The organism is Pseudomonas sp. PK-RTE-24 (genome assembly GCF_054052265.1).
The window spans coordinates 4,743,533-4,765,966 of the sequence record NZ_CM133224.1; the positions used below are offsets into that span (position 1 = coordinate 4,743,533).

The window sequence follows — 22,434 nt, forward strand, 5'->3', positions numbered from 1 at the left end:
TCCTCAGTCCCGACGCGATGACGGCCCCGGTTGCGGTGACGCCGGGCGTGTCTGCGAATCCCCTGCAGCGACCCGCGCAAGGTTTACCAGTTCCTGGCGAGACAGCTCCTTGAGTTTGTCGGTGCGTGCCTGCGCCAGCTCGATTTCCAACTGGCTCATCGCTTCCACGTACAGTCTTCGCGAGTCCTCGTCGTTCCACTTGTCTGGATGCGCATCCTCGACTTCTTCCTGACGATGTGTGGCGCTGCGTTCAAGCTCATCGAAGATGGCGGCGTGTCGGTCGCGCATGTAGCGAATCCAGTAATCGCGGGCAATCAGGTCCTCGAGGAACAGGTCTGACGCTTCGTCGGCCAGCACAGAAGCGCGTGCCTCGCTCAGCAGTTGTCCCTCGATCGGTGTCCTGTACAACATGTGATCCGGTTGCGCAGGCAGCTCTAACCCGTCGGGCCAGCCGCGCGTCATGCCGATTCGGTACTGCAGACGGATTTCGGCCCGGTCCTGGAACCTGCCAGCTGCTTCCGCCAGCCTGTCGACCCTTTCCAGTCGGAACAGGCGCCGCGTCAGCTCGACCAACGCTATGCCGCGCTGATCAGGCAGATGGCGTGGGATGTCGCGCAATGCGGTGTATTCATAGACCCGTGTTTCCAGCTCACTGAACGACAGTATTCGGCCATCGGGGCAGGTGCCGTGAGTCGCGGAGTTGAAGAAGAGCAACTCGCGCAACTCCGTGTTTTCGCTTGCCGCTTCTATCACCCGCCATACCCGTTGCGTCAGATCAGCGCCCGACACGCTGAAATCGGCAGTGTCGTGCAACATCGACAGCAGGTGAAAGAACGCCTCATGGTTGGGTTCGCGCGCCAATTGCAGCCATAGCGCTTGCCGCGTTTCGCGCGTCTGGGTCCGGGTGTAATTGAGCCAGGTGTTCATTGCCTGCTCATCTACGTCTTGCTGCGGATTGGCGATGATTTCGTCTGCTTCTACGGCTTCATGCCTGTCCACGCGTCCGGCACCGCCGGCATTACTGTCATCGCTATCGCTACTGTCGGAATCAAAAGGCGTATCGGGCTCGCTTTCGGACGTCGCTTCATACTCGGTAATTGCGCGCTCGAGAGATGCAAACGAATACCCCATGACGCCACGGTTCGCGTTAGCCGCACTGTAGTCCCTGAGCTGTTCCAGACTGTCGAGAGGCAGTCGGTTTCCGCGCAGGTCGGTGCCTGCCACCAGTCGCTCATGGTTGCCATCCAGCAGCGTGTCGGGAAATAGGGAAATACGGTTGCCAAGAAGATTGAGAGTTTGCAAATGCTCCAGTGCCTGTACCCCATCAGGCCAGTGGCTTATCGAATTGAGAGACAGATTCAGGCGCTCGATCCGGGTGAGTGCGCTGGCGTTGAATTGGCTCAGTTGGTTATGACTCAGATCCAGCGAACGCAGGCGATTGGCCATTTGCTGCAAAACGCCAGGCGCTTCAGCAAAATGGTTAATGCGTAGCTCCAGATGCTCCAGCCTGTGCAATGTACCGACAGCCTCCGGTAGCCCCTCCAGATTGTTGGAGTTAAGCACCAGCGTGGTCAGTTCAGGGAAAGCGCTGCAAAAATCATTCAGGCTCTGCAAGGAAAACCCTACCGAAGTCAGGTCGAGCGTTCGTACTTGCGTAAACGCGTTCGACAGAGGCGGCAACTCAACAATGTGCAAGCCGCTGAGGTCGAGCTTGCGACCCGCTTCTTCGGTATGACGGGTCAGTCCATCGACCCAGCAATCACGGATTCTCATCGCCGTGAAGACTCTGTCTTGCGTCGAAACCCTCGCGGCCGCCGGCTTGAAGATCCAACCGTTCAACTGACGCGTCAGCGCCTCGTCACTCTCTCGCCAGTCCTTGATCCGGGCATCAATCTGCGCTTCATCCAACCCTGCGCCGCCCAACCGCGCAATACAGTGCTGGGCCTGTTCCTGGGAAAGGTCCGGATTCAATTCCCGCAACCGCCTGACCAGACCTGCGCTACCTTCAGCCGCAGATGACGCAGTACGCAGTGGTAACAGAAACTCGTGAATCCGGGAAAACGCGGTGCCTGGCACCGAGGTGTTCGCAGCGACCAGGTAGCCGGCCGGCTGACTTTCATAGCTTTTCAATGCACCTCGAGGCAAACCGTTGCTCGCCTCGATACGCCCGCGCGCCGTTGTCAGAGCTGCCTCTGCCTCAGCGCTGAACGGGTTCCCGGTCAGATGGCTCTTGAGCAATACGCTGTCTATGGCCAGAACGCGCTCGGGCAGCGAATCGAGGCTGTTGTCTCGCAGATCCAGCCACTTCAACCCGGACAGATTTTCCGCCCCCGCTGGCCACGTTTGAAGGCTATTGCCACTCAAATCCAGCACTTCGAGCTTCGGCATGGCCGTCACGTCCAGCGCCGTCAAACGGTTGCGCCGCAAGTTCAGAAACTCAAGCGCCTTGAGCTCGGCGAACTGGCTTTGAATTTCCCCCGTAGAGGTGATCTGGTTGCTGGACAGGTCCAGCCGCGTCAGCTGCGCAAAATCCGCCGGTTTCACCGGCAACTCGGTCAATCCGCAGCCAGTGATTTGCAGTGTCCGCACGCCGCTGAACGCTTGCAGAAAAGCCTGAATCTGTCCAGCCGGCACGTTCAACCGATCCAGACGTAAGGTCTGCACATGGGAAAATGTACCGGCCGGCAATGGCACAAGCTCGCTGATGGCCGCGCCATGGTTCAAACCGTCTGTGTCAGACAGCTCGAATACCAGAGAATCGTCCCCCAGGTCGAGCAGGCGATAGCGTTTGCGTACGCTCGCGCGCCAGTTTTCCTCAAGCTCACGCACCACCGCGCTGTTCGGCGGCGACTGCCAGCGCGGCTCGCGTGCAGCGCCACGCAGGCCATCGGACGTCGTCGGTTGATAAAACCGACGGAAGATCCCGGCGTGTTCCAGGCGCAGCAGTTCGATCGCTTTCAACCGGGTTTCCGGGGTATTCCAGACAGTCATGATGTGCTCAGGCAACGGATCGAGAAAGCGGCCTTCACCCGTCAGGAATTTCAGTTCACCGAGGCAGTACTGGCGGACCATCAAGTTCAGGTCCATCAGATGCCCCATGGACCCCGAATAATTTTTGACGTACTCGAATGCAGGTTTGAATGCCTCATGGGAGAAGTTCGACCAATTCAGTGACAGGCCCGCCCACAGTTTTTCATGGCCGGTATAGAGCGCTGGAGGAATGGAAGCGATTGACGTCCGAAACAGATCCAGCCTCTGCAGCTCGGGAAGCGCTTGTACGAATGCTGGCCATTGCGTCATGCCGGGTGCTTCGATCTTGAGTCGTTTCAGGTGTTTGAGCGCGGCCAGTTCCAGTGCCGGCGGGTTCTCGTCAATGAATCCTTGAAAATCGAGTTCAAGGGCTTCGAGCGAGGTCAACATTTTCACCCGCTGAGGGAAATCTGTGGCCATTGCCGGGGCCGAGGTCCTCAGCTTGAGCGTTTTCAATGCAGGCATCCTGGCTAAGCTTGCGGGCAGAGAGGACAGCGACTGCTGGTGCATACCCAAATCAAAATAACTCTCGCGCTCACCCAGCGAGAGTTTTTCCAGGCCGGGAAACAGGGCAAGAAAAGCGTCGGCATTGCCATCAGTAATGCCATCTCCGCGAAGGGATAATTTACGCACGTGGGAAAAGTCTGCTGTCAGCGCGGGCAAAGCATCGTAAGTCACCAGGCGCAGTTGATCCGCATTGGGCACTTCATCGACCAAAAGGGCATTGCGCCAACTGGTTTTAAGCGCTTGCGCGACCAGCAGATTCTGAACAGTACCGGAAGGTTCCCAGGGAGCCATCGCGTTGGTCCCCGCCCACTCGTCCAGTGTTGCCTCAAGTTGTTGCCACTCTTCGCGTCGCGACTGCAACCACCGAAAAATCTCCCGGTTGTTTCTGCCCGCACGCACCTGCTCAAGGATCAATCCACTGGCCTGCTGATCGGTGAGGCCCGGGTAGAGGTCGCGCAGGTCGGCAACCAGATTGCGCTCCAGCCAACCCGCTCTTCCGCTGGCGGGATAGCCGATCAGCGCTTCGTTTACCCGTACAGGCGGTCTCATCCACTGCGCTGGCTGTTCCAGCAATGCGGCCGCCATGCCGTGGTGCTGGTCAGCGTGGGCGATGATTTTCTTTTGCAGTTCGGCCGACTGACTGACCTCGGGCACCCCCAGGGCGCGCCGCGCGTGATCCGGCAGAGCGTGCATGAGAGAGGCATAAAAGTTGTCGCCGTGGCGTGGCAGGCTGTTGAGCGTTTCGCCTCGGTCGTTGAATGCCTGAAATTGCTGGCCGCTTTTGATCAGGTACTTTCTCTCGAAGGCCGTCTGGCTGCCAATGCTCTCAAGCAACGGACCGCTGTCGCTGCCCTCGCGTATTTCAAGGCGCAAGTTGTCCGGCCAGCCGGGCAACCGTTCAAGCGTGTGCAACGCCAGGCGTCGACTGTCCGCCGAGGCAATATTCTCGCTGCGCAGCCCCGCATATGCCCGCACCTGCCGGCTGCGGCGCGCATACCAGCGAGCTTCCTCCAGCATGCGCAGCGGTATGGGACGAGTTGAGCCGAGCCGTTGCAGTTCATCCGGCCGCGCCTGCGCCAGCACTTGCTGTGCAGCTGACTCACTGAGTCCCGGACAGGCGTTCTGCAATTGCCTGACCTGATCGGCGACAGGCTCGGTGCCCTGATAAATACTGTCGTAAATGGCCGATTGGCGGGTTTGGGCATAGGCCGCAATTTGCTTGGCGAGTTCTGCAGGTCTCGCTTCTCGAACCCGCGCACCTTCACCTCCGAGCAGGTGGACGATTTCCGATTCATCCAGTCCGCCCAGAACAAGCTGCGGCAGGTCGCCGCTGAGGACGTCCGCCCGGGAAATCCGGATCGGTGCCTTGCCCCCGACACCCCGCACCCGATATCCGCCGCCATACTTGACGGATCTGCCGGTCAGTTGCGTCCCCTCAAAGACTTCCAGTACGCGATTGGCCGGCCAGCGCGGCATGTCAGTGACCAGTGGCAGGGCATACAGATACTTGTCATCGACCGGCGCCCCACCCTCCAGTTGCTCAATGACTTGCGCGGCTTGTGCATCGGTTTTCAACAAGCGCATGGCCTGAATCAGCTCCGGTGGCGGTACCCCATGGTCGAGGTGCATCTTGCGCAACATATCGTCGCTGACGCCGCTGATATCCATCGCTTTGAGCAGCTCCGTATCGGATAGCGGCTCGCAGATGTGGCCCATGCGCCGCAACAGCGTCAGACGATCCCATTCCAGAGGACGTTCCAGGGTATGGCGCCACGCTCCATGGCCATTACTTTGCAGAACAGGTTGATAGGCTGCAGGATCGGTCGGGTGCTTGATGCGCCACTGGTTGATCGAGTCGTCGAAGACCTGCTCATACACCTTGTTGTCCTGACGGATCCAGGTTTTGCCATCCACCGCATACTGCCCGGAAGGATTCGGGGTCAGGTGTGCTTCAAGGACAACAGCGGCCTCGTAGCCGCTGAGATCAGGTTTCCACAGGCGGGTTTCGCCATTGGGTAACGTGACCGGACTCAACTGTTCGATGACCGGTACAGCCCTGGCGGCCGAGAACTTCCTTACACCTGCTCCAACACCCGCCATCACGGCAACCTGAGCGAGATTCTCGGCCACGTCGACCAGGTGATCCCTGGCGGCCCTGCGATCACCTTCACTCCACTCGATAGCGCCTTCAAGGGTTTCATACAGCAGTTGTCCCGCCATCACGACCATCATTGTTTCGCCCAGCACAGGCACGAACATAGACACCAGATTCAAGCCCAGCATGCCGATCTGCATCAGATGGGCCAGTTTGGCATCTCGTGCGTTCGCATCGACATCGGCAGTGGGTACCGCGTGGCTTCGCGCGTCGGCCAACACCTTGGCGCGATTCTGCGCATAAAGGTATTGCCACAAGTCCTCGTTGGGCGCCCAAAGCCCCCTGCCCTTGCGTTCGACTGTCGAAGGCGCGATGTACGGATCAACCGCCGGCTCCCACTTGACCGTGCGCTCGGGCGGAACCTGTTCGATGGTGGTGAATGTAGAACCACTGGTAAAACCCTGTACGAAGGCCAGCCAAGGGGAACGCAGAACGTCCCAGGCATCGCCAGGTGAGTCGGCTGCCTTTTGCCTGAACTGGCTGAAATAATAGGGGCGCTGATCATAGGGCAGGAACTGACTGAAAAAACGCTGGTAGGCGGTGGGCTCTGCGCTGGTCTGTTGCGACGCATCACGTGCGGTGAGCAAGCGCTTGAGCTCTTCGCGCATTTGCTCGAACGTGTAGCGCTTGAGCGGATGTTCCGGGTCGTTGGGGATGTAAAGGATCAGTTCATCGGTGTAACGGTATTTTTCGCAGATGACGAAAGCCACGCACCCGGTCAGCCTTTTTTTCATCAGGCCGAGGTCCTGGAACCAGACTTGCTTGCGCCCCATCCACGGGTGCATTTCGCCGTCGATGACCGAGAGGATCATCGCGTGATCTGCCGCCTCGATGTCATTGCGCAATAGCGCCTGTTCGGCTGCGGCGCGCATCGCTGCCTTCTGGCTGGCGATGAAGCGTTCGCTGAGCACCGCCTCTGCCACCGCGTCCCCCGGATGAAAAAAACCCTGCAGGTAAGTCTGGTATTGCTGACCTATATCCAGATTGCGGCAAAGGTGCAAAAACTGGCTGACCGAGAGGCCTGTGTCGACGTGCTTGAATGTGTCCGCAGCAGGCGTCGCCACAACAAAACCGGAGCTCGAATGATAGGTCCCCTCGCATTCGTCAGCTTCGAAGTTGTGCAGCGAGGCTTCCAGCAGCGTGATCTTGAGAACCTCGAACGAGGCCAATACGGTTCTCTGAATACCCATTTCGACCGGGCGCCGCAGACATAACAGAGTTTTGTCTACATCGATTTCCAGCGCGTATTGGCCCTTCAAGGCTTTGATCAATAACGGCCTGGCGAATGTTTCGACATCCACGAATTTCGCCATGCTTTTGTCGAGACTGTTCTGGGCAATGACACTGGCCTTGAAAGTGTCATCGAGGGTTTTGCGCTGGGCCGGCGTCGCATTCTGATACCAGGCCGGTAACGCGGTCGGAACCGCCTTGAGCGCCTCGCGCCGATGCGGCAAAGCGTTGGTCAACCACTGCGGGATCGATGTCTCGAGAAACTCGCCGTGCAGGCTTTGCGTTGCAATGAGCTTTACTGACCGACCGGGGTCTGCCGGCTGAGCGGTCGACGCAGGCAGCGCCGACACTGGTTTGGGCGGGATAACGTTCATGGTCACTCCTTTTTGATGGAGCGGTCAGCAAACCATGTCGCGTTAGTGCTTCTGCGTTATCCGGGTATCGCTCAAACTTGTCCGGGCTGCTTCGATGGCATCCCGGACCCAGCGGATTGGCTATGCTTCAGGAGGATGACTTTTCGCAGAGGGATTTATGGACGATCCAATCGACAACAAACCGCCGAGTTTCTGGCAGATGCTGCACAGCGTCATGGCGGCGGCGTTCGGGGTGCAGAGCGGCAAGAACCGGGAAAGGGATTTTACCCACGGCAAACCCAGTCACTTTGTGATTCTGGGAGTTTTGTTCACGGCGGTGTTCGGCCTGACGCTGTTTGCCATCGTCAAGCTGGTGCTGTATCTGGCCGGGGTGTGATGGCACTGAACAGGCATCTGCCACAGGTTATCCGGGCCTTGGGAGAACGGCCCGGAAGCGCGGATGTTACTGGTGACTGACCCAGAAGACCGCTGTTCCTACTACGAGAATGATCAGAAACAAAATGGCCCACGCGTCGACACTGCTGTCGCTTTTTCTGGCTTTGGTCGGGTTGCTCATTGCATCGCCTCTTGTCGGTTTTATCGGTGATTGCACAAAGACTCGATCACATTTAAGACGATGATTGTCCGCACGACAAATGTGGATTAGATGACCGGCATTCGCGTTAGGCGATTTGGTTCTTTACATATACTCAAACATCACTTTTGCGCATAACTGCAAACGGGTATATTGCCCCGGCTCCGTGACGGAGTGCGCGGCCGTGCGCGCAGAATTGCAGAGGCAACATCGGACTCCAGCAAGCGAAAACGCAGCGTTTTCCGAGAAGCCCAAGCCTGAGAACAGGACTTATATGTACGTATACGACGAGTACGATCAGCGGATCATCGAGGACCGCGTCAAGCAGTTCCGTGATCAGACCCGACGCTATCTGGCAGGTGAGCTGAGCGAAGAAGAATTCCGCCCCCTGCGCCTGCAAAATGGCCTGTATATCCAGCGTTTCGCGCCGATGTTGCGCGTGGCCGTGCCTTACGGCCAGCTGACTTCGCGTCAGGTGCGCATGATGGCGAAGATCGCCCGCGACTACGACAAGGGCTATGCCCACATCAGTACGCGGCAGAACGTGCAGTTCAACTGGCCGGCGGTTGAAGACATCCCGGACATCCTCGCTGAACTCGCGACCGTGCAGATGCACGCCATTCAGACCAGCGGCAACTGCCTGCGCAACGTCACCACCGACCAGTTTGCCGGCGTCGCCGCCGATGAAGTGATCGACCCGCGTCCATGGTGCGAAATCGTCCGTCAGTGGACCACGTTCCACCCGGAATTCGCCTACCTGCCGCGCAAATTCAAAATCGCCGTCAACGGTTCGACCAGTGACCGCGCAGCCATTGAAGTCCACGATATCGGTCTGGAACCTGTCCATAACGCTGCTGGCGAGCTGGGCTTCCGCGTGCTGGTTGGCGGCGGCCTCGGTCGTACGCCGGTGGTTGGCGCATTCATCAATGAATTCCTGCCGTGGCAAGACCTGCTGAGCTATCTCGACGCCATCCTGCGGGTGTACAACCGCTACGGCCGTCGCGACAACAAATACAAGGCGCGGATCAAGATCCTCGTCAAGGCGCTCACCCCTGAGGTGTTCGCGCAGAAAGTCGACGCGGAAATGGAGCACCTGCGCGGTGGCCAGACCACGCTGACCGAGGCTGAACTGCATCGCGTCGCCAAGCACTTCGTCGATCCGGACTACAAGACCCTCGACAACCAGACCGCGCAACTGGCCGATCTGGACAAAGAGCATCCGGGTTTCGCCCGCTGGCGCAGCCGCAACACCCTGGCGCACAAAAAACCGGGCTATGTCGCTGTGACGCTGTCGTTGAAGCCGACCGGCGTTGCCCCGGGCGACATTACCGACAAGCAGCTCGACGCCGTCGCCGATCTGGCCGAGCGCTACAGCTTCGGTCAACTGCGCACCTCCCACGAGCAGAACATCATTCTCGCCGATGTCGAGCAGAGCCAGTTGTTCACCCTCTGGGGCGAGTTGCGTGAAAGCGGTTTCGCCACGCCGAACATCGGCCTGCTGACTGACATCATCTGCTGCCCCGGTGGTGACTTCTGCTCGCTGGCCAACGCCAAATCGATCCCGATTGCCGAATCGATCCAGCGCCGTTTCGATGACCTGGATTACCTGTTCGACATTGGCGAACTGGACCTGAACATCTCCGGCTGCATGAACGCCTGCGGTCACCACCACGTTGGCCACATCGGCATCCTCGGTGTGGACAAGAAAGGCGAAGAGTTCTACCAGGTTTCCCTCGGCGGCAGCGCCAGCCGTGATGCGAGCCTGGGCAAGATCCTCGGCCCGTCCTTCGCACAGGAAGCCATGCCTGACGTGATCTCGAAGCTGATCGACGTGTACGTTGAACAACGTACCGAAGACGAGCGCTTCATCGACACTTATCAGCGTATTGGCATCGACCTCTTCAAGGAACGCGTCTATGCAGCGAATCATTAAGAACAACGAAGTCGTCGACGAAACCTGGCACCTGTTGCCGAAGGATTTCAACATCGATGAGATCAGCAACTGCGACGATCTGATCGTTCCTCTGCAGTTGTGGCGCGAGCACAGCCGCATGCTCAAGGCCCGCGACGGCGGTCTGGGCGTGTGGCTGGATGCTGACGAGGAAGCCGAAGAAATCGGTGAAGACGTCGGTGAGTTCCAGGTAATCGCGCTGAATTTCCCGGCGTTCACCGATGGCCGCAGTTACTCCAATGCCCGTCTGCTGCGTGACCGTTATGGTTTCAAAGGCGAGCTGCGCGCGATTGGCGACGTGCTGCGGGACCAGCTGTTCTACATGCACCGCTGTGGCTTCGACGCCTTTGCCATTCGCGCGGATAAAGACCCGTACGAAGCACTGGAAGGTCTGAAGGACTTCTCGGTGACCTACCAGGCCGCCAGTGACGAACCGCTGCCGCTGTTCCGTCGGCGCTAAGCCAGCGGGTTTATTGCGGACACAAAAACGCCGGTCATTGACCGGCGTTTTTTTATGCCTGGTGTTTACCAGAAACGTTGCTGAGTGAGGCGACTCCACCAGCTCAACAGCACGCGGTCTACCGAACCGCTGGCGGCCATGCCGATGCGTTCCTGCAGGCTTTTACGCTCGGCGTAGTGCAGGTGGTAAACCTCAGCCTGTTTGGCTTTCTGCGCCAGGTATTCATCGCTGGTCTTGAGCTCATCCACCAGTTGGTTTTCCAGCGCAGCGATACCGAGCCACACCTCACCGGTAGCCACTTCATCGATCGCCAGTTGCGGGCGGTACCGCGCCACGAAGTTTTTGAACAAGCGATGAGTGATGTCGAGGTCTTCCTGGAACTTCTCGCGGCCCTTTTCGGTGTTTTCGCCAAACACGGTCAGGGTGCGCTTGTACTCACCAGCGGTCAGCACTTCGAAATCGATATTGTGCTTTTTCAGCAGGCGATTGACGTTAGGCAATTGCGCGACCACGCCGATCGAACCGAGGATGGCGAACGGAGCACTGATGATCTTGTCGCCGATGCAGGCCATCATGTAACCGCCACTGGCTGCGACCTTGTCGATACAAACTGTCAGTGGCACGCCCGCATCACGGATTCGCGCAAGTTGAGAAGACGCCAGACCGTAGCTGTGCACCATGCCGCCGCCACTTTCCAGACGCAGGACTACTTCGTCCTTCGGCGTGGCCAGGGTCAGCAGTGCGGTGATCTCGTGGCGCAGGCTCTCGGTGGCGGAAGCCTTGATATCGCCGTCGAAGTCGAGCACGAACACCCGGGATTTGGTCTCAGGCTCGTTCTTCTGTTTTTTCGCGCTTTTTTCCGTTTTTGCCTCGCCCTTGCGCAATGCCTTGAGCTGATCCTTGTCGAGCAAGGTCTGCTCCAGGCGTTCACGCAGCCCCTTGTAGAAATCGTTGAGCTTGCTGACCTGCAACTGCCCTGCCGATTTGCGCCGGCCTTTGCTGCGCAACGCGGCGAAACTGGCGAGCACCACCAGAATCGCGATCACCAGTGTGACGGTCTTGGCCAGAAAGCTGGCGTATTCGGTGAAAAAATCCACAGAGACTCCTCAAAGCAATGCGTGACGGTGTATTACACGCGGAATGGCTCCAGCATACCCATGCGTCGGCTCGTCGGCCAGCCGTGAAACCTCTGGCAACACGCCTGTAACGGGCATTTCAAACAAGCGTATGTTTTTTCATTGACAGCCTTACGCCATCCTCATAACCTCGCCTGACCTTCAACGTACCGGGACGACGCGGACGTGGGCAGCATCTACTTGATACGACATGGCCAGGCCTCCTTTGGTGCAGACGATTACGACGTCCTGTCGCCGACCGGTGTGCGTCAGGCAGAAATTCTCGGCCAGCACCTCGCCGACCTTGGTATCAGCTTCGATCGTTGCCTTGCCGGTGATCTGCGCCGCCAACAGCACACCGCCAGCAGTGCACTGGAGCAATTCAGCGCCAGAGGCCTGCCGGTTCCAGTCCTCGAAACCGATTCCGCTTTCAACGAATTTGACGCCGACGCGGTGATCCGCGCCCTGCTCCCGGCCATGCTGCCGGAAGAGCCGGAAGCCCTCGACATCCTGCGCAACGCCGCGCAGAACCGCGGTGAATTCCAGCGCATCTTCGCCCTGATCGTCGAGCGCTGGCTTGCCGGCACCTACGACACACCCGGACTGGAAAGCTGGCTGGGTTTCGTCGAACGGGTTCAGGCCGGGCTGCACCGCATCCTCGATCTGGCAGAAAAGAACCAGAAAATCGCCGTGTTTACCTCCGGCGGCACCATCACTGCCCTGCTCCACCTGATTACGCAAATGCCTGCCAGACAGGCCTTTGAATTGAACTGGCAAATCGTCAACACCTCGCTCAACCAACTGAAGTTTCGTGGTCGCGAGGTGGCTCTGGCTTCCTTCAACAGTCACGCACACCTGCAACTGCTGAAGGCCCCGGAACTCATCACTTTTCGCTGAGTCCGGCTTACTGTGACCCTGGCTGTAACCACCCAGCTCCCATGACCAAGAAAGGATCGAACCATGACCTCCGTAGCTGATGCCGTAAAAGCAATGCAAGCCAAGTTCAACCCAGCCGCCGCTGCCGGTCTGGATCTGGTCTTCGGTTTCAACATCACCGACGAAGACAAGCATTACGCACTGATCGTCAAAGACGGCACCTGCAACATTCAGGAAGGCGAAAACCCGGACGCCAACTGCACGCTGGTGCTGGATAGCGAAACCCTGAAAGGTATCGTCAGCGGCGAGACCGACGGCATGCAGGCCTTCATGAGCGGCAAGCTGCGCGTTGAAGGCGACATGATGCTGTCGATGAAGCTGTCCGAGCTGTTCCCTTCGTAAGAAGCTTCTTGGTAAAACACAAATCCCGCTTATTGGCGGGATTTGTCGTTTCAACCATTGAAGACATGGCAACGTGAGTTAACGCTTGGCTGAAGCCGTCCCATCAAGCTCTTTTTTTACCTGGAGGTATGCCGCCTCTTCATCACTTTTTTCGATCAGATTCGAAGCCATCGAGCGGGGCAGGAGTTTCTTTTCTGTCACGTCCCAATCGATCGTAACGACCACGGTCTTGTTTGCAAACGTGATGAAAAGCCAATAGGAATCCACCGGCCTGTCAGGCTCGGCAAATGAACTATAGGCATACCGTATCTGGCGGTGCAGGTCCGGCGTATTCAGAATGAGGTCTTCGGTGTCCAACTTCGGAAACTGTCGCCCTACAGCGAATAACGCTTCGGTCAAGAGAACATCATTCTCAATATGTCGCAAACTTTCAGGCTTATTGCGCAGCATGGTCACTGGGCTCTCTTCAGGCGGAGTACCCATGAGACGCGGGCGATACATACCTGAACTGAACCACTGGCTGGCATCGAAACGGTTTTCTTCCGGACTCCACGGGCCGTAATACATCATTGCTTTGGCTGGCATCTGGGCTTCCTTGGCGTAAATAAATAGTCCTGCAAAGCTGGCAGCAATCAACAAGACACAGAAGACGTGACGTTTGCCTATAAACTTCAGGAGCGTCATAGCGGTTTATAGGCAAGCAGGTGTTTGGGTACGCCGTCCGGTGTATCACCTGATCGAACGTCACGATGTGCGCCTAAGGCATCCAGCGGAAATCCAATCTTTCGTTCATACAATGCTCGGCTGTCATCGTGCGCCAGCAAATTGCGCTCTTCTTCAGAGACTGTTGGCGTCGGCGCCTGCGGCGCCTGTTCATCAGGTAATTGCGCCGTTGGGTCTTTGAGGGTCTTGCGATGTTCGATCAGCTTTCGTTCATAAGCGGTTTTTCGACTCAAATAATTCCGCATCGCTCGCCCATCAGCTGCTTCTCTTTCACGAATTCCCGGCACAGATCCCCGTTCCGCGGCAGTACCATAAGTCGTGTCGTAGTTGCTGCGTCTTGGAAATGCCCACACGGTGGTCCGGGTAGCATTAGCAAGAATCTGCGCCAGGCTGCGCTCGTAATGAGGATCTTCTGTTTCATTGACCTTGAAGTCGGCATCGATACCCAAACCTGTGCGACAAGCGTAGGAGTGAATTTTCGCACCATAGGCAAACGCTTCGGGCTTGAACATACTCGCTTGTGCATCACGCAGACGGTAGCTATCGTTTTTATCCAGCTCGTAGCCCAACTCGATACTGCCCACCACACCATGGGAAAAAAAGTCGAGCTGTTTGATCTCGCGCCCGCGGCGTTGCCGAGCTGCGATGAAATCCACAAGACCGGATATCGAGTCCATCTCCCGGTACTGTGCTCCGTGCTGATTTTCGACAACGTCCTTCAAAGCCGCCAGCAAGTTCTCCGGATAGTCATTTTTGAAAATCAGAAATACACGCTGGATTGTGAAGTTTGGAGTGCCGATTGGATACTTTGTGAGTTGGCGGATACCCTGATTGATAAAGCGCATCTTGTTGCCCTTCTGGCCACGAACCTTTTCATAAAGGGACATGTAAGACGCACCCACAACCGTTACGTAATCCTGTGCCAGCGTACCTTTCACTTGGGTCGTTGTATGTTGATCGCTTGTTCGAGCTTGATTCTTTTTGGGGGCTGCCACCTGCCACCTCCCTTAGTAATCTAGGCCGAGCGCATCGAGATGGGCGGCGGCTTCCTTACCCCACTGCACAACTATCGAAGTCGGGTTGGCCGTAAACACTCGCGCGGCGTTACCATGACTATCGGTATGGCCGACGAGACGCTGCCCGTCACCCGTTTCGATGCAATAGAGCATGTCGGGAATAGCTTCGCCAGTGGCCTCATCAACCAGTTGGAAGCGCTCGCTGTGTTTAGGAACAGTGATAATCGGGGAGAAAGGTGCGGAACCGACCTGGGTGCCGACAAAAACGTCGCCAGAGCCCGTGATTATCATGCCTCCGTGGGCCGTTGCACTGCCCAAGAAAGCAATAGGCTTGCCATTGATCAAAATATTGCTGATGCCTTCGGTGACAGTATCTCCGCACGCTGTGGTGTCTCCGACACGCAAAACTGGCATTCCATTGATGTTTACATCACCGGAACCGCTGTTACTGGGATTGGTGCCATGGCCTGTGATCGGGCATGCATTAAGATCGCTGAGTCGAGCGGCAGGCTTTGCCATCTTTAACTTCCTTGTAGTAAGCGTGGGCGCGAAATGTACCGGATCTTTATATTGGTTGAAAGCTTCAATCCAGACGTAGAATGCGAGCCGCCGCGAATGTAGCTGGCAGCGACTCATCGGCCCTTGATCGCTCCCGGAACCTGGAAATTGTCGTGTCGGATTCGCAGGCCCACACAAATCCGATCAACCCTCCTGCAACAACCGCGTATCCAGCCCAAACCGCTCTTGCGAAACCATCCTGAACTGACCTTCCGCCAGATCGCAACTCACCAGCAAATTCCACGAGTGTCGGGTGGCCACCGAAGGCACCAGAACAAATGGATGTTCAGCCAGCAGTGCGTCGGCAAACTTTCGCTGGTTGGGCGAGGTTTTGATCGGCGTGAGCCAATGCGGATTGGGCACATCTTCCGGTTGCACGATTCTGACGCTGGCGTCGTGGGTGATTTCAAAACAGGTCAATACATAGGGCTCCTGATCAAGTGCATCGAAGCTGCCGTGGGCGGCTACCTCCAGAATTGCCGTGGATGGGTCGACCGACGCATAAACGACTCTGCGGCCGGGCGTATTCCAGCGACCGCCGTCCCGTTTCGACCCCAGGCCACTGTCCCAGGTCTCGCTGTACACCTCGCGATCCAGCCGCCACGCGTACCAGCGATCATCCCAGGGCAAGGGATTCATTGATAAACCCCGTATTTGATCTGGTTCAGATACTCCTCCACCATCCTGAAGCCCAACGCATTTCCAACCAGATCGAGCGGCACATAACCGTAGAAGTAAGTGGCGCGTTGCTCCAGCCATGATTCGGCCTTGGCCTGTCGCCCGAACACCTCGATGGCCAGTTCCAGCGCTGCCGCATATTGGTAGGCGATGATGCTCTGCGGCGTGTCCAGGCGCACCGACGCACCTTCCTTGAGCAGGCGTCGCACGGTTCTCACAGATTTGCCGGTGATACGTTTGACCATCTCTCCCTGTTGGTACAGCTCGGAGGTTGCGATCATGTTCACCACATCGAGCAGCTCAAATCCTTCGCTTGTGCAGCGCAGGATGAGCATCGGATCGTCGCCGGTGTCCTGCCCTCGCAACAGCAATTCCAGAGGCTTGCCCTCAAGCCTCTTCAAGCCCGTGAGCCGGGGCACTTTGGCGCTCGGCATGGCAACGTCCTCCGAGGGGCATCTCGCGCGGTCGTCGCGCCAGTAATGGCGAGGCGAGTAAGCAGGCGTATGGCTTTCAATCAGTGGGATTCGCATAGTCCATCCTTTGTCCAGGTCCAGAGCGATCTGTGCGCTCGATGACTTCAATGTCAGGACTGATCCTATAGATCCGGCGTCCGACGACCAACCTGAAAAAGTCGTCAGAAATATCCCCTCATCTGATCAAAACGCTCCTGTTTCCGTAGGACTGAAACGCAATTTTCAGCGGTTCAGTCCATTGCTGCTTTCAAGTTGGGGAGAGGGACTTTTGACTTACAATGCGCCCCACCTTCAGATATCGGCCCTGCCCCATGGACATCGACCTCGCCCGCACTTTCCTCGAAATCGTCCGCCACGGCAGTCTTGCCGCCGCCGCGCAGAAGCTGTTCGTCACGCAAACGGCGATCACCGCACGGGTGCAGAAACTCGAAGGCCAGCTGGGCAGTACGCTGTTCGTGCGCAATCGCGCCGGGGCGAAGTTGACGGCCAATGGCGAAGCGTTCGTGGTCTACGCCAATCAACTGGTGCAGACCTGGGAAGCCGCGCGCCGCGACTTGCCGCTGCCCGAGGGTTATCACAACGTTCTGCACATTGGCGGTGAGGTCAGCCTGTGCAACCCGTTGATGCTCAGTTGGGCGGCGGAACTGCGCGAGAAAATCCCCGGCCACGCACTGCGCATGGAAATTCGCGACGGCGAAAATCTTTTGCGTCAGCTCGAACTCGGTGTGCTCGATGCGGCGCTGGTTTATCAACCGGAATACTGGCCGGGATTGCAGGTCGAGCAAGTGCTGGAGGAAAAACTGATTCTGGTGCGCGCGCCCGAGCGTCCGGAGCCTTACGTCTACATCGACTGGGGCCCGGATTTTCGTCGTCAGCACGACGCCGCCCTGCCGGAAAAAGCCAAAGCCGCGCTGAGCTTCAACCTTGGCCCGCTGGCCCTGCAATACATCCTCGAACATGGTGGCAGCGGTTATTTCCGTACCCGGGTCGTGCGCACTTATCTGGAGACCGGCGCACTGGAAGCCGTCACCAAAGCCCCGGAATTCGGTTATCCGACCTATCTGGTGTATTCCCGCGATCGCGATTCGGCAGTGCTGCAACAGGCTTTCGATTTGTTGCGCGAGGTGATCCGCACCGATGACGACTGGTCGCAGCGCTGGAACCCGTTGAGCTGACGGGCAGCTTCAGTCCAGAGCATGGCGCTTAAGGCCGCAAGGTTCGCCCTGCACAAGTCAGCGGATCGGCTAATCTGCCGGGTATAACAACAATACCCGCAGGTGAAAGCGTTGAGGCAGACCACCGAGGCATTCCGCAGCCGCTACCGTGCGGCCACTCATCCTTTATACAACCCGTGGTTGCATGGCGCGTTCGTGTTGCTGTTCGGCATTTTCGCCGTCGCTGCGTTCTGGCGCACGGTGCATTCAGTGAGCTGGCTGGAATGGCTGACAGTGCCGCTGAGCCTGTTGTTGTTCAACTTCGGCGTGTACATGGTCCATCGTCATCTGGGCCATCGCAAAAAAGCTTTCGCAAAGATGTTCTACGCACGACATGCCGGCGACCATCACAGCTTTTTCACCCCCGGCCATATGACCTACGACAGCGCGCGGGACTGGCGAGTGATTCTGTTTCCAGCCTGGCTGATCGTCATTCATACGCTATTGATCACCCTGCCCCTCTGGTGGCTGCTCGCGCAGGTCAACGCCAATGTCGCCGGGCTGTTTGCCGGGTGCATGGTGCTCGGTTATCTGCTCTATGAGGTATTCCATGCCTGTGAACATCTGCCACCGCAGAATCCGTTGACTCGTTTGCCGTGGATTCGCCAGATGCGCGGTCTGCACGAACTGCATCACCGCCGCGAGCGCATGCAGGAGCGCAATTTCAACATCGTTCTGCCCTTGATGGACTACCTGTTCGGCACGCTGTACCGCGAGCCGGAACCCGCCCCTTTGAGTGATTCGCAAATGCCCACGACGCGCATGCAGCACCAGATCGATATCGCCGGCGAACCGGTCGCCGTGCTGGCTTATGCCGCCAGCGTCAGTCACTGGCCGGACTGGCATCCCTCCTCATTGAAGATTGACGGTGCGCAAGGTCCACTGCATGCCGGTGCACGTTTCGAAGAGGACATCCATGCCGGCGGACGTGCCGGTCACTTGCGTTGGGAGGTTACTGAATATCTGCCGGGCCGGCGCTGGTGCGCACGCGCGCAAAGTGATCAGGGCTTGTCCCTGCGGTTGACTTACGAGTGCTCAGCGGAGGCTGGCGGCACGCGTTTCGTGCGCACGCTGGAATATCGCTTTGACGGTTTGCTCATGCGTCTTGCCAATCGCCTGCTGCTCAAGCGGCGCATCGAGCGCGAATCTGCCGCATCCATGCTCGCCCTGCGCGACATGGCTGCGCAGTTTATCGGCGCGGCGAGGGCCAGCGCGTGAAATTACGTTATGTGCTGTGCCTGCTGATCGTTCTCGTCATCGCCTTCTTGTTGTTGCTGCCGACCAAGGTCGAACCGGTCGCCTGGACGCCGCCACCGGCGCCCTCGCTGAAAGACGGGATCTACGCGGACAACCAGCGCCTCAAAGCTGTGGCGAAGGTCGGGCCGAGCGACATCGAAGGGCCTGAGGCGTTGCTACTGGAAGACGAATTCCTCATCACCGGATTGCATGACGGCAGGCTCATCCGTAGCAGCCTCGACGGTACGCAGCGCAAGGTCCTGGCCGACACCGGTGGCCGTCCACTGGGCCTGGCCCGTCATCCGAATGGCATGCTGGTAGTTGCCGATGCGGTCAAAGGCTTGCTGTCGCTGGATGCGCAGGGCCGCGTGATTCCGTTGACCACCGAGGCCAACGGCGTGCCATTTGGATTTACCGATGATGTAGCGGTCGACAAGTCAGGCCACTACGCCTACTTCAGCGATGCCTCGAGCCGCTGGGGCTATGGTCATGACGGCGAGGCGATCATTGAACACGGCGCCGACGGACGTCTGCTGCGCTACGACTTTCAAACCGGCAAGACCAGCGTCTTGCTCGACAAGTTGCAGTTTGCCAATGGCGTCACTCTTGGCCCCGACGAAGCCTATGTGCTGGTCAATGAAACCGGCGCTTATCGCATCAGCCGCTACTGGCTGAGCGGGCCGAAGGCCGGTACCCATGATGTGTTCATCGACAACTTGCCGGGGCTTCCGGACAACCTCTCGTTCAATGGCAGCAATCGCTTTTGGGTAGCGCTGTATGCGCCCCGCAATGCCTTGCTCGATGGCACCGCTGAACACCCGTTCGTGCGTAAGATGATCGTGCGGGCTTTGACGGTTTTACCCAAGCCTGTCGAAAAGCGTGGGTTTGTGCTGGGACTGGATCTGGACGGCAAGGTGATTGCCAATCTGCAGGACGCGAGCGAAGGCAATTATTCGCCGATTACCACGGTGCGCGAGTATGGGCAGTGGTTGTATTTCGGCTCGTTGAAGGCCATGCATATGGGGCGAATGGGGTTGGATGCGGCGCTTAAGTAAAACAGAAAAATTTTCACCGTATGGACCGACGATATCGCTGGCAAGCCAGCTCCCACAGTGTCCGTGTGAATTCCAAATATGTGTTCACCAGATGAACCTGTGGGAGCTGGCTTGCCAGCGATAGCGGTCTGTCAGTTGCCGGACCGGTCGAACTTCTCCGGATCTTCATCCTCAGGCAGTTCTTTCACGGTTTTTTCCGGATGCGCTGTGGTATGCGCCGGGCTGTTCGGTTCAGGACGGGTAGGAATCGGGTCGAAACCACCCTGCTCTTCACTGGGGAATTTGGGGTCGTTCATAAGGCACCTCGCAACGAGTCGATGGTTTGCAGACTCTGCACATTGGAGGTGCCATTGGCCGTAGCCGTTCCCTTCAAAAATGACCACGGGTCGGGCGACTACTGTCCCGTCAGCGGCTGCCCGGCGAGTTGAGCAACGATCTGTTCCTTGACGATCACGCGCTTCTCTTTGAGCTTTTTCAATTCGTCGTCAGTGGGGGCGTCTGACTGGGCGTTCTCGGCTTCGACCACGGCTTTATCCACGTCGAAGTACTTGTTGAGCAGCGAATCCAGCTTCGGATCCTCGGAGCGTTTTTGCTCGATCTCTTCCTTCTTGCAGCCCAGGTCCTGATACAGATCATGTGAAACCGGCATGAAACACCTCCATCAATTTGATCGACAACCAGCGCGACCGATGCGCTGACTCATTATCAGCATGGCCTTGCCCGATGACTTCTGTCGACTCCCTGTCAGACCAGCGGTTGCCGTTCGTCGCCCTGTCGTAAATGCGATAAAACCTTTGGCGTCTGCGCTCGCTCCATTGGATAACGCTCACAAAAACCTGCATGGAGATACCCAATGGACGGATTCAACCTGCGTCATCTCGCTATGGCTGTTGCACTGTCTGCCGGCATGGGCAGCGCCTTTGCCGCAACCGACAACGACTTTGTCGACAATGCCGCCGCTGGTGGCATCGCCGAAATCGAAACCAGCAAGCTGGCACTGGAAAAAAGCCAGTCAGCCGACATCAAAGCCTTCGCTAACCAAATGATCGCTGATCACACCAAGGCCAATGAAGAGCTGAAGAAGATCGCGACCACCAATGACATCGAAGTCCCTGACGACACCACCCTGGTCAAGCAGGCCAAGGAAAAAATTCTCGACATGCGCGATGAATCCTTCGATGCGGCCTACGCCAACAACCAGGTCAAGGCTCACGAAGAGACCATCGAGCTGTTCAAGAAACAGGCGAACACCGTGACCGATGACAAGGCCAAGGGCGCCACTGAACTGAAAGCGTTCGCGCAGAAGATGTTGCCAGCGCTGGAAAAACACCTGGCCCACGCCAAAGAGCTGCAAGCCAAACATCCGAGCAAGTAACCGGCCGGCAATAAAAAGGCCGCATCCTTCGATGCGGCCTTTTTGCGTTTCAGCGATCAACCGCCATCGGTGTCAATATCGGCGTCGGTGCTTTCGCCCGGTTCAGGACGGTCAGGGTCAGGCTTGAAGCCGGGGCTGAAGTCGTTGCTGTTGTCGTTGTGATGCTGCTTCTGATCGACCTCGGCAGCCGCGCTGTCCGCCTGCCCTTGTTCAGCCGGCGCGGGAGTATTTTGCCCCGGCGTTTGCGGGTCGATGGCCGGATCGTTGCGGTTAATTGACTCTGAGGACTGATTTTGCTGTTGCGGAGCTTGCTCGTTCATATCCACCTCATTCATAGTCCTGCCTCCTTCTTCCAGCACGACTGGAAAACGTCGGGCATGCAGATTCGAAGCCTGACGCCGCAGATTCGTTCAAAAGATCGCTGCCTGTTGCCACGCCGACTAGAGTTAGCGGGGCGTTCGACGCGGCAGGCAGAAAAATTCATCGCTAGCTGAACAACTATTTCAAGCGGTAAATGTCAGTCAAATCGCGCCGGTCATTTCGCCGAGCCGGCCCATATACGTAACGGAGCGACACGCACATGGCAGCACTGCAGAACAGCACAGTTGAAGCAATCAAGAACAACCAGACTCAGCTGTTGAGCGAGTGGACCAAACGCCTCGAAGCCAGCGGCGCCACACGCAACCTCAAGGAACACGACCTCGCTCAGCAAACCCGCGACTTGCTGGGCCTGCTCTTGGCGGGTCTGGAAAACGGCAACGGCAGCAAGATTGCCGCTGCGGGTTGGGAGGATACCCGTCAGTTCCTTGAAAAACTGTCGCAGAGCCGCGCCCTGCTCGGCCAGGATTCCCAGCAAACCGCCAATTTCATCTTTGCCCTGAAAGGCCCGTTGTTCGCCCTGCTGCAAAACCATTATCAGGACCAGCCGGCACTGCTTGCCGAGCAATTGCTGGAAGTCTCCGAATTGCTCGACACCGTCGGTATGCACACCATCGGCACCTTCCAGAAATCCCGTGAAGCGGTGATCAAGCGTCAGCAGGAAGAGCTGCTGGAACTGTCGACTCCGGTGGTCAAGCTGTGGGATGGCGTCCTCGCCCTGCCAATGATCGGCACCCTCGATTCGCAGCGCACCCAAGTAGTCATGGAATCGCTGCTGCAACGCATCGTCGACACCGGTTCGGAAATCGCCATCATCGACATCACCGGCGTGCCGACCGTTGACACCCTGGTCGCCCAGCACCTGCTGAAAACCGTGACCGCAATCCGCCTGATGGGCGCTGACTGCATCATCAGCGGCGTGCGTCCGCAGATTGCGCAAACCATCGTGCACCTGGGTCTGGATCTGCAAGGCGTAGTGACCAAGGCCAATCTGGCCGACGCATTGAAACTGGCCCTGACCCGCTTGGGTGTCAGCCTCGTCAAGACGGCTTGA

The 22,434-nt window shown here is 57.8% G+C and carries 20 protein-coding genes; 10 read left to right on the plus strand and 10 right to left on the minus strand.

Annotated features, from left to right (window positions below; all coding sequences use genetic code 11):
- Positions 1-3 precede the first annotated feature (3 nt).
- Entirely contained in the window at positions 4-7,296 is a 7,293-nt protein-coding gene (locus ACV8MC_RS21210) for an NEL-type E3 ubiquitin ligase domain-containing protein (RefSeq protein ID WP_457263358.1), read from the minus strand.
- A 157-nt stretch (positions 7,297-7,453) separates the two neighbouring features.
- Between ACV8MC_RS21210 and ACV8MC_RS21215 the strand changes: the two genes are divergently transcribed.
- The 3 genes from ACV8MC_RS21215 (at position 7,454) to ACV8MC_RS21225 (ending at position 10,281) form a co-directional block, all read left to right on the plus strand.
- On the plus strand, positions 7,454-7,672 hold the full coding sequence (locus ACV8MC_RS21215; RefSeq protein WP_041478699.1) for a DUF2970 domain-containing protein: 219 nt from the start codon (positions 7,454-7,456) through the stop codon (positions 7,670-7,672).
- Positions 7,673-8,144: 472 nt separating this feature from the next.
- Positions 8,145-9,803, plus strand: coding sequence for a nitrite/sulfite reductase (locus tag ACV8MC_RS21220; protein WP_236168998.1), 1,659 nt, complete (start codon positions 8,145-8,147; stop codon positions 9,801-9,803).
- Positions 9,787-10,281: a DUF934 domain-containing protein gene (locus ACV8MC_RS21225; protein WP_041478697.1), complete on the plus strand. Its 495-nt coding sequence runs from the start codon at positions 9,787-9,789 to the stop codon at positions 10,279-10,281. The genes ACV8MC_RS21220 and ACV8MC_RS21225 overlap by 17 nt, the downstream gene beginning before the upstream one ends.
- Positions 10,282-10,346: 65 nt before the next feature.
- Here ACV8MC_RS21225 and sohB read toward each other — a convergent pair whose 3' ends face one another.
- The gene (sohB, locus tag ACV8MC_RS21230; RefSeq protein WP_236168999.1) at positions 10,347-11,378 is read right to left on the minus strand and encodes a protease SohB; all 1,032 of its coding nucleotides are present in this window, start codon (positions 11,376-11,378) and stop codon (positions 10,347-10,349) included.
- 204 nt (positions 11,379-11,582) lie between these two features.
- Here sohB and ACV8MC_RS21235 point away from each other — a divergent pair, with 204 nt between their 5' ends.
- Together ACV8MC_RS21235 and ACV8MC_RS21240 are read left to right on the plus strand one after the other, a co-directional pair.
- Complete coding sequence (locus tag ACV8MC_RS21235; RefSeq protein ID WP_041478696.1) at positions 11,583-12,293, plus strand: histidine phosphatase family protein; 711 nt, start codon at positions 11,583-11,585, stop codon at positions 12,291-12,293.
- Positions 12,294-12,356: 63 nt separating this feature from the next.
- Complete coding sequence (locus tag ACV8MC_RS21240) at positions 12,357-12,674, plus strand: SCP2 sterol-binding domain-containing protein (protein WP_150635532.1); 318 nt, start codon at positions 12,357-12,359, stop codon at positions 12,672-12,674.
- A gap of 78 nt (positions 12,675-12,752) precedes the next feature.
- On the opposite strand, the gene ACV8MC_RS21245 is transcribed toward ACV8MC_RS21240, so the two are convergent.
- From ACV8MC_RS21245 to ACV8MC_RS21265, 5 genes are all read right to left on the minus strand, one after another.
- Entirely contained in the window at positions 12,753-13,259 is a 507-nt protein-coding gene (locus ACV8MC_RS21245) for a hypothetical protein (protein WP_236169000.1), read from the minus strand.
- Positions 13,260-13,354: 95 nt separating this feature from the next.
- Positions 13,355-14,392 carry a hypothetical protein gene (locus ACV8MC_RS21250; RefSeq protein WP_130929837.1) on the minus strand — a complete coding sequence of 346 codons (1,038 nt, stop codon included), beginning with the start codon at positions 14,390-14,392 and terminating at the stop codon, positions 13,355-13,357.
- A gap of 12 nt (positions 14,393-14,404) precedes the next feature.
- Positions 14,405-14,932 carry a PAAR domain-containing protein gene (locus ACV8MC_RS21255; protein ID WP_041478692.1) on the minus strand — a complete coding sequence of 176 codons (528 nt, stop codon included), beginning with the start codon at positions 14,930-14,932 and terminating at the stop codon, positions 14,405-14,407.
- 183 nt (positions 14,933-15,115) lie between these two features.
- Positions 15,116-15,610, minus strand: coding sequence for an RES family NAD+ phosphorylase (locus ACV8MC_RS21260; protein ID WP_016774476.1), 495 nt, complete (start codon positions 15,608-15,610; stop codon positions 15,116-15,118).
- Positions 15,607-16,083, minus strand: a complete 477-nt coding sequence (locus ACV8MC_RS21265; protein ID WP_041478690.1) for an MbcA/ParS/Xre antitoxin family protein — start codon at positions 16,081-16,083, stop codon at positions 15,607-15,609. The genes ACV8MC_RS21260 and ACV8MC_RS21265 overlap by 4 nt, the downstream gene beginning before the upstream one ends.
- A gap of 350 nt (positions 16,084-16,433) precedes the next feature.
- Between ACV8MC_RS21265 and ACV8MC_RS21270 the strand changes: the two genes are divergently transcribed.
- The 3 genes from ACV8MC_RS21270 to ACV8MC_RS21280 all read left to right on the plus strand — a co-directional run bounded on the left by ACV8MC_RS21270 (position 16,434) and on the right by ACV8MC_RS21280 (position 19,627).
- A complete protein-coding gene (locus tag ACV8MC_RS21270) occupies positions 16,434-17,297 on the plus strand; it encodes a LysR family transcriptional regulator (protein ID WP_056785192.1) in 864 nt (287 codons plus the stop codon).
- 111 nt (positions 17,298-17,408) lie between these two features.
- A complete protein-coding gene (locus tag ACV8MC_RS21275; RefSeq protein ID WP_236169001.1) occupies positions 17,409-18,554 on the plus strand; it encodes a sterol desaturase/SRPBCC family protein in 1,146 nt (381 codons plus the stop codon).
- Complete coding sequence (locus tag ACV8MC_RS21280) at positions 18,551-19,627, plus strand: SMP-30/gluconolactonase/LRE family protein (protein WP_236169002.1); 1,077 nt, start codon at positions 18,551-18,553, stop codon at positions 19,625-19,627. The genes ACV8MC_RS21275 and ACV8MC_RS21280 overlap by 4 nt, the downstream gene beginning before the upstream one ends.
- 131 nt (positions 19,628-19,758) lie before the next feature.
- Here the strand turns inward: ACV8MC_RS21280 and ACV8MC_RS21285 are convergent, their stop codons facing one another.
- Together ACV8MC_RS21285 and ACV8MC_RS21290 are read right to left on the minus strand one after the other, a co-directional pair.
- On the minus strand, positions 19,759-19,923 hold the full coding sequence (locus ACV8MC_RS21285; protein ID WP_016774471.1) for a hypothetical protein: 165 nt from the start codon (positions 19,921-19,923) through the stop codon (positions 19,759-19,761).
- 98 nt (positions 19,924-20,021) lie between these two features.
- Positions 20,022-20,276, minus strand: a complete 255-nt coding sequence (locus ACV8MC_RS21290) for a DUF465 domain-containing protein (RefSeq protein WP_041478686.1) — start codon at positions 20,274-20,276, stop codon at positions 20,022-20,024.
- 204 nt (positions 20,277-20,480) lie between these two features.
- Here ACV8MC_RS21290 and ACV8MC_RS21295 point away from each other — a divergent pair, with 204 nt between their 5' ends.
- Positions 20,481-21,002 (plus strand): DUF4142 domain-containing protein, encoded by a 522-nt coding sequence (locus tag ACV8MC_RS21295; RefSeq protein WP_236169003.1) that lies wholly within the window; start codon positions 20,481-20,483, stop codon positions 21,000-21,002.
- 56 nt (positions 21,003-21,058) lie between these two features.
- On the opposite strand, the gene ACV8MC_RS21300 is transcribed toward ACV8MC_RS21295, so the two are convergent.
- Positions 21,059-21,322, minus strand: a complete 264-nt coding sequence (locus ACV8MC_RS21300; RefSeq protein ID WP_038862096.1) for a hypothetical protein — start codon at positions 21,320-21,322, stop codon at positions 21,059-21,061.
- Between the two features lie 260 nt (positions 21,323-21,582).
- Here ACV8MC_RS21300 and ACV8MC_RS21305 point away from each other — a divergent pair, with 260 nt between their 5' ends.
- Positions 21,583-22,434: an STAS domain-containing protein gene (locus ACV8MC_RS21305; RefSeq protein ID WP_041478684.1), complete on the plus strand. Its 852-nt coding sequence runs from the start codon at positions 21,583-21,585 to the stop codon at positions 22,432-22,434.